The organism is Gordonia liuliyuniae, from assembly GCF_021739025.1.
Classification (GTDB): domain Bacteria; phylum Actinomycetota; class Actinomycetes; order Mycobacteriales; family Mycobacteriaceae; genus Gordonia; species Gordonia liuliyuniae.
The window spans coordinates 173,721-185,286 of sequence record NZ_JAKKOT010000003.1 but is presented as its reverse complement, the minus strand read 5'-3'; the positions used below and the strand labels follow the sequence as shown (position 1 = coordinate 185,286).

General features: G+C 67.1%; 11 protein-coding genes. 4 read left to right on the top strand and 7 right to left on the bottom strand.

Features of this window, described 5'->3' with window-relative positions; genetic code table 11:
• Positions 1–2: 2 nt before the first annotated feature.
• Positions 3–1,562, bottom strand: a complete 1,560-nt coding sequence (locus tag L5G28_RS05710) for a cytochrome ubiquinol oxidase subunit I (RefSeq protein ID WP_237000693.1) — start codon at positions 1,560–1,562, stop codon at positions 3–5.
• A gap of 154 nt (positions 1,563–1,716) precedes the next feature.
• Complete coding sequence (locus L5G28_RS05705; protein WP_308191948.1) at positions 1,717–2,568, bottom strand: aminodeoxychorismate lyase; 852 nt, start codon at positions 2,566–2,568, stop codon at positions 1,717–1,719.
• 23 nt (positions 2,569–2,591) lie between these two features.
• On the opposite strand from L5G28_RS05705, the gene ygfZ reads away from it, so the two are divergent.
• Both ygfZ and L5G28_RS05695 read left to right on the top strand, forming a co-directional pair.
• Positions 2,592–3,773 (top strand): CAF17-like 4Fe-4S cluster assembly/insertion protein YgfZ, encoded by a 1,182-nt coding sequence (gene ygfZ, locus L5G28_RS05700; protein WP_237000691.1) that lies wholly within the window; start codon positions 2,592–2,594, stop codon positions 3,771–3,773.
• Between the two features lie 162 nt (positions 3,774–3,935).
• Positions 3,936–4,121, top strand: coding sequence for a DUF3073 domain-containing protein (locus L5G28_RS05695; protein ID WP_236997699.1), 186 nt, complete (start codon positions 3,936–3,938; stop codon positions 4,119–4,121).
• Positions 4,122–4,258: 137 nt separating this feature from the next.
• Here L5G28_RS05695 and purM read toward each other — a convergent pair whose 3' ends face one another.
• Both purM and purF read right to left on the bottom strand, forming a co-directional pair.
• Positions 4,259–5,356, bottom strand: a complete 1,098-nt coding sequence (purM, locus tag L5G28_RS05690) for a phosphoribosylformylglycinamidine cyclo-ligase (RefSeq protein ID WP_236997700.1) — start codon at positions 5,354–5,356, stop codon at positions 4,259–4,261.
• Between the two features lie 113 nt (positions 5,357–5,469).
• Positions 5,470–7,032, bottom strand: coding sequence for an amidophosphoribosyltransferase (gene purF, locus L5G28_RS05685; protein ID WP_237000690.1), 1,563 nt, complete (start codon positions 7,030–7,032; stop codon positions 5,470–5,472).
• A 181-nt stretch (positions 7,033–7,213) separates the two neighbouring features.
• On the opposite strand from purF, the gene L5G28_RS05680 reads away from it, so the two are divergent.
• Positions 7,214–7,675, top strand: a complete 462-nt coding sequence (locus tag L5G28_RS05680) for a hypothetical protein (RefSeq protein ID WP_237000689.1) — start codon at positions 7,214–7,216, stop codon at positions 7,673–7,675.
• Between the two features lie 17 nt (positions 7,676–7,692).
• Here L5G28_RS05680 and L5G28_RS05675 read toward each other — a convergent pair whose 3' ends face one another.
• The 3 genes from L5G28_RS05675 to L5G28_RS05665 form a co-directional block, all read right to left on the bottom strand.
• Positions 7,693–8,085: a sterol carrier family protein gene (locus tag L5G28_RS05675; RefSeq protein WP_237000688.1), complete on the bottom strand. Its 393-nt coding sequence runs from the start codon at positions 8,083–8,085 to the stop codon at positions 7,693–7,695.
• Between the two features lie 4 nt (positions 8,086–8,089).
• A complete protein-coding gene (locus tag L5G28_RS05670; protein WP_237000687.1) occupies positions 8,090–8,947 on the bottom strand; it encodes a PHP domain-containing protein in 858 nt (285 codons plus the stop codon).
• 93 nt (positions 8,948–9,040) lie between these two features.
• Positions 9,041–9,883 carry an endonuclease domain-containing protein gene (locus tag L5G28_RS05665; RefSeq protein WP_237000686.1) on the bottom strand — a complete coding sequence of 281 codons (843 nt, stop codon included), beginning with the start codon at positions 9,881–9,883 and terminating at the stop codon, positions 9,041–9,043.
• 154 nt (positions 9,884–10,037) lie between these two features.
• Here L5G28_RS05665 and L5G28_RS05660 point away from each other — a divergent pair, with 154 nt between their 5' ends.
• The gene (locus L5G28_RS05660; protein WP_237000685.1) at positions 10,038–11,546 is read left to right on the top strand and encodes a glutamate-cysteine ligase family protein; all 1,509 of its coding nucleotides are present in this window, start codon (positions 10,038–10,040) and stop codon (positions 11,544–11,546) included.
• Positions 11,547–11,566 lie beyond the last annotated feature (20 nt).

Below are 11,566 nucleotides of genomic sequence, written 5' to 3'. Positions count from 1 at the left end.
CCTTAGTACGAGAACGACAGTGGTTTGTCGGAGTCCGAATCGGCTCCGACGTCGGGGGCGATCGCATCCTTCTCGCCGGGACCCTCGATCACATACCGTCTCTGCAGGTAGAACCAGACGACGCCCAGCGCGCCGTACAGCACGGTGAAGCCGATCAACGACGTCCACACGATCGGTGGCGTGTGGTTGGAGACGCCGTCCTGCACCAGCATGTGGATGCGGAGCGGGTCACCGTCCGCATCGGCCCAGTTGGGGACGACGACCCACGGTTGACGGCCCATCTCGGTGAAGATCCAGCCGGACGCGTTGGCCAGGAACGGGGTCGGCAGCATCCAGAGCATCACCGTGCCGACCTTGCGCGGTATTTCACTGCGCCCGCGCCGCAGGAACCAGAGGCCGCCGATGGCGACGACCACCGAGCCGAGCGCCCACGTGATCATGGCGCGAAAGCCCCAGTAGGTGACGAACAGGTTGGGCGCGAAGTTCTGGTTCGGCATGTTCAACGCCTGCTGATACTGGGCCTGCAGTTCGTTGACGCCTTGGACGGTGCTGTCGAAGGAGTGATCGGACAGGAACGACAGCATGTTGGGGATCTGAATGACGTGTTCGATGTTGTCGCAGTTGTTCTGGCGGCCGATGCTCAATACTGAGAAGCTCGCACCGGTCTCGGTCTCACACAGCGATTCGGCGGCGGCCATCTTCATCGGCTGCTGTTTGAACATGAGCCGGGCCTGCTGGTCGCCGGTGATGAACAGCGCGATGCCGGACGCGATCACCACCCAGAGCCCCAGGAGGGCGACGGGTCTCCACAGGGTCACGTTGTCGTGGCGGAGACGCTCGGGGGTGGCATCGATCTGACTGGGCGACGTCGTGGCAGGGACGTGGGTGTCGTCGCCCGAGAGCGACGCCTGTTCGAGTTTGCGGGCACGGTAGCCGTTGCGCGCCATCCACCAGAGGCAGATGACGGCCACGAACGTCGACGCGGTGAGGAACGCGCCCGCGATCACGTGCGGGAACGCGACGAGCGTCGTGTTGTTGGTGATGACGGCCAGGAAGTTGTTCATGCGAGGCCGCATCCGGACGTCGTCCCAGACGACGCCGACCGGATGCTGCATGAACGAGTTGGCGGCGATGATGAAGTACGCGGACGCGTTGACGCCGATGGCGACGAGCCAGATGCAGGCCAGGTGCACGCGCCGCGGGAGTCTGCCCCAGCCGAAGATCCAGAGACCGATGAACGTCGACTCGAGGAAGAAGGCGACGAGGCCTTCCATCGCGAGAGGCGCACCGAACACGTCGGCGACGTACCGACTGTATTCACTCCAGTTCATCCCGAACTGGAACTCCTGCACGATGCCGGTCGCGACGCCGAGCGCGAAGTTGATGAGGAACAACTTGGAGAAGAACTTGGTGGCGCGCAACCATTGTTCGTTTCCGGTGCGATGCCAGACGGTCTGCATCACCGCGATCAGTGGCGCCAGACCGATGGTCAGCGGCACCAGGATGAAGTGATAAACAGTCGTGATTCCGAACTGCCATCTGGATATGTCAACGACGTCCACGCTCGCCTCACAATCGTCAGTTCCAAGAGCACGTCAATTCCGAGTGCGCTACTACGTAGCGTAGTAGCGATGGGCTGGAATACAAGCTCATCGTGACCCAGGCGACGAAGGGCCCACACTTACCTGGACCTACATCACTGTGTCCGCGATCACATCATGGCGTGGAAATAGCCTCAATGGTCAGCTTTTCGACATCAAAGGCATTTTTCGGTTGTTCGGGCAACACGTGGCGGTCCACTTGCCGGACGCGCGCAGCGAGAGTCAACGCCGAGAGCAGCCACACCCCCTCCGCGGCGACCAGGTCAGCGGGAGTCATCCGCCGGTACCGCACGGCAAGTCCGTGCCGGGCCGCGACATCGAACACCGCGGCCTGCGTGGTGCCCGCGAGGACGCCGTCACCGGTGGGCGTCGCCGTCAGCGCACCGTCGACGACGGCGACGACGTTCGCGCGTGGACTCTCCAGAACAGTGCCGGCCGACGACACATAGATCGCGTCGTCGAATCCGCGGCCACGCGCATACCGGAGCGCGGCCGTGCTCCGCGCGTAACTCAACGCCTTCGCGCCCGACAGTTCCCACGGTGCGGCGACGTCCGGGTCGTGCGCCTTCGACAGCAGCGTCACGCGCACACCGTCGCGGCGGGCGCGCACGGACCGCTCGGGGACCGGCGACACCGTCACGTACGACGTCGGGACGCCCGGATCGGACTCGCGGCCACGCGTGTGGACCACACGCAGCGCGCCGTCCACCGAATGGGAACTCGTCGTCCACTCGACCTCCGCGAGCGCGACAGCGCGCCGCAGCCCGTCGACATCCGGTGCGGGGAGGTCGAGGCGGGCGGCGCCGTCGACCAGCCGCGCGAGGTGTGCGTCGACGAGCCGAGTTCGCCCGCCGCGCACCAGCATCGTCTCGAAGACCCCGTCGCCGTGCAGGACGCCGAGGTCGTCCGCGAAGAGGAGCGGTTGAGCCTCGCTGAGGAGTCGTCCATCACCATCGACCACGATCACGTCGTCCACCGTAGACTGACGGCATGTCCGCGGATTCAGTTCAGCCCGCCCGCTCTCCCATCCTCTCCTCGACGTCCGGAGCCGTTCCGACGCCCGACGGCGATCCGAGTCCCGGCGTCGCGTGGCATTACGGTGATCCGCTCGGTGAGCAACGTGCCGCGTCCCGGACAGCTGCGGTCGTCGACCGCAGCGATCGCGGCGTGATCGAACTCGCCGGCCCCGAGCGGCTCACGTGGCTGCACACGATCTCCTCGCAGCACGTGTCGGACCTCCCGGACCGCCGCAGCGCGGAGAACCTGTCGCTGGATCTGAACGGTCGCGTCGAAGACCACTTCGTCCTGACCGACGTCGACGAGGTCACGTGGCTCGACACCGGAGCCGAACGCAGCGTCCCGCTGCACGATTTCCTGGCGAAGATGGTGTTCTGGGCGCAGGTCACACCGGCCCTGCGCACCGATATGACAGTACTGACCCTGGTCGGACCGCAGGTGCGGTCCGGAGCGATCGCCGAACTCCTCGACATCCCGGCCGACGCCGACGTCTACACGGCCGGGAATCTGCCCGAACTCCACCACGACGACGAACCGCTCGGCTTCTGGCGCGTGATGCCGCCGATCGGCGAGGGGCGCACGACGCCCGTCGTCGACCTGGTCGTCCCGCGCGACGACATCCCCCGCTGGTGGAAGGAACTGACGACCGCGGGCGCTCACCCCGCAGGCGCGTGGGCCTTCGAAGCACTGCGCGTCGCTGCCGGCCGGGCCCGACTCCACCTCGACACCGACGAACGCACCATCCCTCACGAGGCCGAGTGGATCGGCGGCCCACAGGAGCAGGGAGCGGTCCACCTCGACAAGGGCTGCTACCGCGGACAGGAGACCGTGTCGCGGGTGGCGAACATCGGCCGGGCGCCTCGACGGCTGGTCCTCCTCCACCTCGACGGCAGTTCCGACGCACGGCCGGCGACCGGCGACCCCGTGTCGGCAGGCGGGCGGACCGTCGGTCGCGTCGGCACCGTCGTCGACCACTTCGAGCTCGGCCCCATCGCGCTGGCCCTGGTGAAACGCTCCGTCCCGGCCGACGCAGACCTGCTCGCCGGCGACCCCGCATCCGGGACGGCCGCTCGGATCGACGGCGATCGGTACATCTCAGACGACACGGTCCCTGCCGGGCGGGCCGCTCAGGATCGGCTTCGAGGGCGCTCCTGACCTTGTGAGACACGTCATGTGATGCCTCTCGCGGCGTTCTCGGCCCGACGCGAGGAGACTTAATTGCGTCCGCGCGCTAGACTGTCAGTACGAGAACTACTAACGAATAGAACGGGGCCGCCACCACGATGGCCGCCCCGTCATTGTGCGAGGGGGTCCCGAATGGGCCGCGGCCGGGCTAAGGCAAAGCAGACGAAGGTTGCACGTCAGCTGAAGTACTCCACCCAAAACACCGACTTCGACAGCTTGCAGCGTGAGTTGTCCGGTGGTAGCGGTGAACACACGTTCACCGACACCTGGTCGGATGAGGACAGCCGGGACTCTGAAGACGAGTGGCGACACGCCTGACGCGCTACGGCGAACGACCTCGGAACGCATGAGCTGACGAGGTCCCACCACTCGCTGCGCTGACTGAGTTCCCACTCAACGAACAAAGTCCGCCGATCTGTGCCACCATCTGGCACGGATCGGCGGACTTGTTGTCGTCAGAAGCGCGCGTGGTCTCCGACGAGACGCGCGGATCCGGGTCCGGCGTCGTCTGCGCGTTTGACCGAACCGAGGACCCAGTTGTCGACGTGGCGGGCGGTGAGGATCGCCTGCGCGCGGTCGGTGTCTTCGGGAGCGACGATCGCGACCATGCCAACCCCCATGTTGAAGGTGCGCTCCATCTCGGCGCGCTCGACGCGACCGCGCTGAGCGATCATCGAGAAGATCGGGGCAGGCGTCCACGAGCTGCGTTCGAGGACCGCTTCGAGACCGGCCGGGAGGACACGTCCCAGGTTGTCGGCGAGACCGCCGCCGGTGACGTGCGCAAAGGTCCGGACCTCGGTCTCGGCGGCGAGCGCCAGACAGTCCTTGGCGTAGATGCGGGTCGGTTCGAGGAGTTCCTCCCCGAGCGTGCGATCGAACTCTTCGACGTGGCCGCCGAGGTCCAGGTGCCCCCACTCCAGGAGCACCTTGCGTGCCAGCGAGTACCCGTTCGAGTGCAGGCCCGACGACCCCATCGCGATCGCGACGTCGCCCGGACGGACGCGGTCGGGCCCGAGGATCGAATCGGCTTCGACGACGCCGACACCGGTCGCCGAGATGTCGTAGTGGGTGTCTTCCATGACGCCCGGATGCTCCGCGGTCTCGCCGCCCAGCAGCGCACAGCCCGCGTCGACGCAGCCGTCCGCGATGCCCTTCACGATGTCGGCGACCATTTCGGGGATCACCTTGCCGACCGCGATGTAGTCCTGCAGGAACAACGGCTGCGCGCCGCAGACCACCAGGTCGTCGACGACCATCGCGACCAGGTCGCGACCGACCGTGTCGTGCACGCCCATCGCCTGGGCGACAGCGAGCTTCGTGCCGACGCCGTCGCTCGACGCGGCGAGGACCGGCTCACGGTAGTCACCCTTCAGGGAGAACAGGCCCGCGAAACCGCCGAGCCCGCCCATGACCTCCGGGCGCGTCGCCCGTTTTGCGTGCGGCGCGAACAACTGCACTGCGCGTTCGCCCGCGTCGATGTCCACACCGGCCGCTGCGTACGACGCACCGCCCGCTGCATTCCCGGATGCCTGGTCGGCAGCCCCGTCCGTCATGGTGGTGCTTCTCCTACACACTCGCTAAGGCGTGGTCGAGCACCGACCGTCGCCATGGTCAACGCACTCACGCTACCTGAGTGCGAGGTTAAATCTCTCTCCGCGATCGGTGGTCAGGGGCGCATTACCGCGCTGACGTTGTCGTTCTTCGCGATCAACGAGTCGGGGGCTGTGCCCTGCGACGTCGACATCATGGTCTCGAGCACCGCTTTGCCCATCGCCGTCTCGGTCGGCAGCTCGATCGGGTAGGTGCCGTCGAAGCATGCCGCGCACAGGTCCGACGACTTCTCTCCGGTCGCCTCGACCATGCCTTCGACACTGATGTAGCCGAGGCTGTCGGCGCCGATCGCCTGGCGCACACCGTCGACCATGTTCTCCTCGGACTCCATGCCGTTGGCGATCAGTTCGGCGGGCGAAGCGAAGTCGATGCCGTAGAAGCACGGCCAGCGGACCGGCGACGACGCGATACGGACGTGCACTTCGACGGCTCCGGCTTCCCGCAGCATCCGAATGAGGGCGCGCTGGGTGTTGCCACGGACGATCGAGTCGTCGACCACGACGAGCTTCTTGCCGCGGATCACCTCGCGGAGCGGATTCAACTTGAGGCGGATGCCGAGCTGACGGATGGTCTGCGACGGCTGGATGAACGTGCGGCCGACGTAGGCGTTCTTCATCAGGCCCTGGCCGTACGGGATCCCCGATTCCTGCGCGAAGCCGACGGCCGCAGGCGTACCCGATTCGGGCACCGGGATCACGAGGTCGCCTTCGGCGGGCTGTTCGCGGGCCAGACTGCGGCCGATGTCGACACGCGTCGAATGCACCGAGCGTCCGTGGATCACACTGTCCGGGCGTGCCAGGTAGACGTGCTCGAAGATGCACAGCTTCGGCTTCGGCTCGGCGAACCGGGTGCTGCGGACGCCGTTGCTGTCGATGGCGAGGAGCTCACCGGGCTCGATGTCGCGGACGAACGACGCGCCGACGATGTCGAACGCCGCGGTCTCCGAGGCGACGACCCACCCGCGGTCGAGTCGGCCGAGCGAGAGCGGACGGATACCGTGCGGGTCACGCGCCGCGTACAGCGTGCTCTCGTCCTGGAAGGTGAGGCAGAACGCGCCCTTGAGGGTCGGCAGCAGGTCGACGGCCGCCTGCTCGAGCGTCTTGTCCGCGGCGCCGTGCGCGAGGAGCGCCCCGACGACGTCGGAGTCGGAGGTGGCCGTGGTGCGCGGTCCGTACACGCCGAGCTCGCGAGCGCGAGACGCGAGTTCCGCGGTGTTGACGAGGTTGCCGTTGTGACCGAGCGCCACCCCGCTGCCCGCGTCGGTGTGCCGGAAGATCGGCTGCGAGTTCTCCCACGTCGTCGATCCGGTCGTCGAATAGCGGCAGTGTCCGACCGCGACGTGTCCGACCATCGAGGCGAGGGTCTGCTCGTCGAACACCTGGCTGACGAGGCCGAGGTCCTTGAACACGAGGACCTGCGCGCCGTCGCCGACGGCGATGCCCGCGGCTTCCTGCCCGCGATGCTGCAACGCGTACAAGCCGTAATAGGTGAGCTTGGCGACGTCCTCGCCCGGCGCCCACACGCCGAAGACGCCGCACTCCTCGCGCGGCTCGTTCTCGACTTCGTCTGGTTGCTGGGCTGCGAGCAGATTGCGGGAGTTGATCGACAGATCAGTCACGAGGCGACGCTCCAAGTCGTGGGCTGGACGGGCGTACCCCAAGGGTACTTACCGAGGGGCGACTTGGGAAAACCTTCCGGCTCCGACGTGTGCAGACTAACGATCCACGTGTGATCGACGACATAGGGGTATGCGGCCCTGCAGATGCCGCGGCCGCAACACCATTGGGAGGGGACCACTGATGAAATCACGATCCGCGATATTGGCGATCACGGCGGTCGGAGTCGGCGTCGTCGTCGCACCGGCCGTCGGCGCCGGTCAGGCGTCCGCGACGCCTGCGACCACCTGCACGATGGCCTACCTGAACCCCAACGTCACGCCGCTGCCTCTCCAAGCGAACTCGGTCTTCGAGGCGAGCGCGGGCGGCAACGGGAAGATGACGATGAAGGTGCGGACCGATGCGGTATCCGTCGTCGGCTACCGGCAGCACGTCTCATTCACCTGGGCGAATCTCGACACCGGCCGCAACGGCGGCGAGCAGTGGTCGAAGCGGGTCGTCGGCCCCACCAACACCGTCACGTTCCCGGGCGTGAAGACCGGTGTCGGCCGAATCACCTTCCAGGCGAGCGTCTCCAACACCAGCGCATGGGATGCCAGGCGCGTGACCACCGGCCAGTGCGGCACCGAGATGAAGGCGTACTGACCGCCCCTGCTTCCGGCTCACCGCCGAAGCGGGACCACCGGGAGGTGGGCGGCGACGTCGCCGGCCCGGTATCCGGACACGCTGACGCGGTGCGCGTCGACGGCATCGTCGAACGATTCGAGGCCGGTCGCCAAGAGCAGCCACTGCCGTGGCGTCGTCTCGACGACGTTCGGCGGTGTCCCGCGTGTGTGGCGAACGCCCTCGATGCACTGGACGGCGACGAACGGCGGGACGCGCAGTTCCACGGAGTTGCCTGGTGCATCCTGCCCGACCGTGCGCGCCGTCGTCCGGACCGCTGCGGCGAGTGCCTGCCGCGGCGGCGGCGGATGAGTCTCGTCGCGCAGCCAGTCGGCGACGGCGAGGACCGCCGCACGCGTCTGAGCGGGGTCGACCTTGTCGTTGGGCGCCATCGCTCTATCCGACGAACGGCGCGGTGGCGCCCCGCTCGATGATCTGTTCGACGACGTCGTCGTCGGTCCGCTCCTGGCCGATGCGCAGCGTCTTGTTGCCGCCGTGATAGTCGCTCGCCCCGGTCTGGAGCAGGTCGAGGTCGGTCGCGATCCCGACGAGTTCCGCACGGGCGGCGTCGTCGTGGTCGGGGTGACGGACTTCGAGTCCGGCGAGTCCGGCTTCGACGAGCGATTCGAGGACGGGTCCAGTGAGGATCGCTGCCGCGCCCCTCGCGCGCGGGTGGGCGATCACGGGAACGCCGCCCGCCGCGACGATCATCTCGATGCCCCCGATCAGCGACGTCGACCGCAGCGAGACGTGGTGCGGTCCGCCGTCTTCCAAGAGTCCGTCGAACGCCTCCCCGACAGTGCCGATGACACCTGCGTCGATCAAGGCGCGAGCGATGTGCGGTCGCCCGATGTTGCCGCGGCCCGCCTTCTCGCGGACGTCATCGATGTTGATCGGGTACCCGGCGTCCACCAGGCTCTCGACGATCCGCGCTCCGCGACTGGTGCGCTCGTCGACGATCCGCTGCCATTCGGCGGTGATCCGAGGATGCTGGCGGTCGAACAGGTAGCCGAGCAGGTGGACCGAGACCAGGGCTCCGTCCGGTCCCGGGTGCTTGGTGGAGAACTCCGCCCCCGGCAGCACGCGCATTCCGGCCGGGACGTGTTCGGCGGCCTGATCCCATCCGGCGGCCGTGTCGTGATCGGTCAGCCCGACCGTCGTCAGCCCGGCTCCCCGTGCCGCGGTCAGCAACTCCTCCGGCGTGTCAGTCCCGTCCGAGAAACGAGTGTGCGTGTGGAGGTCGGCGGTCAGCATGGGTCGATTGTAGTGAGCCGTGACCTCAGATTCCCCGTGAGGGATCACCGTCGGCGGTACGGACGATGTCGGCGCTGCGCGGGGAATCTGACGTCACGCACCCTCCTCAATGCCCGGAAGGAACGACCGAAGGTGCGCACCCGCACGGATTGCGGTGAGGATTCTCGCGTTCGTCCTGTCCCAGTCGAACACGATGTCGTCGTAGGTGAACCGCAGCGGGTAGTAGCCCAATTCGTGGGCGATCGCATCGCGGGTCCGATCCTTCTGGAACTGGCGCCTATCGCTGTGCCACTCCCAACCGTCGATCTCGATGATCAGGTACTTGCCGACCAGCATGTCGACCCTGCCGAGCCCGTCGATCTTCACTTGAATACGCAGTTTGATGTTCTGGCGCCGCAGCCGGAGTCGCGCCATCGTCTCCGGCCCCGAGTCGGCCGCGCCGTCGCACTTGGCGAGCCGGCCGTGCATGTACTCCGGCGCATCGCGGAACTGGTACTGCAGTTCGTCCCACGACATGAGCTGTTTGTTGAGGATCGAGTCGAACACGACAACGGTGCCCTCGTCATCGAGACATCGCGCGGCATGACGGACCGCGATGTCGAGGTCGTCGACGGCCGCAGGACCTTCCGGCGACGGGCGACGAAACTCGCGACAGAACGGCCCCGGCCGGGTCCGGACCGCCGACGAGTTCCCGCGCACATGCAGGTCGTGGTGGTCGGGCACCCACACACCGTGTCGGCGAAGTGCGCTCACGCAGCTGAGGACGCCGCCGCGCCGCACCGCTTCGACTTCGTCGCGACGCCCCGTGCCGACCTCGTACCAGCCGAAGCGGAGCAGACGGGCGTCACCGGATGTCAGCATCGCTCGAAGCCCGGTGCGACCGACCAGATCTGCCAGTTGCCGAGTCCGGTACACGCCGGACGGAATCGTGATCATGCCGGTCAGCGTCACCGACGGGCGAGGTCGGTGTCCCCGCTTGACCGCCGATCACCGCGATCTGTGGATGAACTCCCCGGTATCCACAGTGGCGGGGATCTGCGGTTGCACCTATCCGATGAACTCGTTCGGCATTCTCAGGCACCATGAACCCATGGGCGCTGAAGTGAGCCAACAGAAGTTCAGCGGATCCGATCGCGTCCGGTTCCGGTCGCAGGTGTCGCGAGGCACCGACGCGATCGCCCGGATGCTGACGGATGGACTGTTCACCGACCACGGCCGACCGCCTGAACCGCTTCTCGGGATGGAAGTCGAACTCAATCTCATCGGCGCCGACGCCGAACCCGCGATGGCGAACACCACGGTGCTCGAAGCGATCGCCGACCCCGACTTCCAGACTGAACTCGGCCAGTTCAACGTCGAGATCAACGTGTCGCCACGACCGTTCGTCGGCGGGGACACGGTGAGTCTCGAGCAGACGCTGAGGACGTCACTGAATCGGGCGGAGGCGCGTGCGGCGTCGACCGGGAACCACCTGGTGATGATCGGCATGCTGCCGACGCTGGGGCGCGAACACTTCACGCACCAGTGGATCTCGACGAACCCGCGCTACAGCGTCCTCAACGAGCAGATCTTCGCGGCGCGCGGCGAGGACCTCGAACTCGACATCTCCGGTGTCCCGCTGTCGGCGCGGACGTCACCGGAACGCCTGGCGACGACGTCGGACTCCATCCTCCCGGAAGCCGCGTGCACATCATTGCAACTGCACCTGCGCGTCGCGCCCGAAGACTTCGCCGCCCATTGGAACGCTGCCCAGTCGATCGCCGGAGTCCAGGTCGCGTTGGCCGGAAACTCGCCGTTCCTCGCCGAACGAGCACTCTGGCATGAGACGCGGATCCCCGTGTTCGAGCAGGCGACCGACACTCGACCGCTCGAGTTGCGCAATCAGGGAGTCCGACCACGCGTCTGGTTCGGCGAACGGTGGATCACCACGATCTTCGATCTCTTCGAGGAGAACACCCGCTACTTCCCCGCCCTGCTGCCCGTGTCGACCGACGTCGATCCGCTCGCCGAACTCGACGCGGGCCGGACTCCGGAACTCACCGAGTTGCGCCTGCACAACGGAACCGTCTACCGCTGGAATCGGCCCGTGTACGACGTCGTCGACGGCCACGCACATCTCCGGGTGGAGAACCGTGTGCTGCCCGCCGGGCCGACGGTCGTCGACGTGATGGCGAACGCCGCCTTCTACTACGGGGTGGTGCGCGGCCTCGTCGAGGCCGATCGTCCCCTGTGGTCGCAGATGTCGTTCGACGCGGCGCGCGAGAACCTCGCGGCGGGCGCCCAGTGGGGTTTCGACGCGCAGCTGTACTGGCCGAACATCGGTTGGGTGAGCCCCGACGAACTCGCCCTTCGGCGGTTGCTTCCGCTCGCCGAGAAGGGGCTGACATCGTTCGGGGTGTCGGAGCAGGCTCGGCGCCGCTACCTCGGCGTCATCGAAGGACGATGCGCCACCAGGCAGACCGGATCGGTGTGGCAGCGGCGCGCTGTGAAGGCCCGCGAGGACGCTGGCGAGAGCCGCAGGCAGGCACTGCACGGGATGCTCGCCGATTACACGACCCTCATGCACGAGGGCGAGCCCGTCCACAGCTGGCCGCTGTGAGCCGCAACCGCATCAGTCGT

Coding starts and splice junctions, on each gene's coding strand:
- L5G28_RS05670 (WP_237000687.1), bottom strand. CDS start 8,947: ATGCTGACCGCCGACCTCCACACGCACACTCGTTTCTCGGACGGGACT.
- L5G28_RS05660 (WP_237000685.1), top strand. CDS start 10,038: ATGGGCGCTGAAGTGAGCCAACAGAAGTTCAGCGGATCCGATCGCGTC.
- L5G28_RS05665 (WP_237000686.1), bottom strand. CDS start 9,883: ATGATCACGATTCCGTCCGGCGTGTACCGGACTCGGCAACTGGCAGAT.
- L5G28_RS05695 (WP_236997699.1), top strand. CDS start 3,936: ATGGGCCGCGGCCGGGCTAAGGCAAAGCAGACGAAGGTTGCACGTCAG.
- L5G28_RS05675 (WP_237000688.1), bottom strand. CDS start 8,085: ATGGCGCCCAACGACAAGGTCGACCCCGCTCAGACGCGTGCGGCGGTC.
- purM (WP_236997700.1), bottom strand. CDS start 5,356: ATGACGGACGGGGCTGCCGACCAGGCATCCGGGAATGCAGCGGGCGGT.
- L5G28_RS05680 (WP_237000689.1), top strand. CDS start 7,214: ATGAAATCACGATCCGCGATATTGGCGATCACGGCGGTCGGAGTCGGC.
- ygfZ (WP_237000691.1), top strand. CDS start 2,592: ATGTCCGCGGATTCAGTTCAGCCCGCCCGCTCTCCCATCCTCTCCTCG.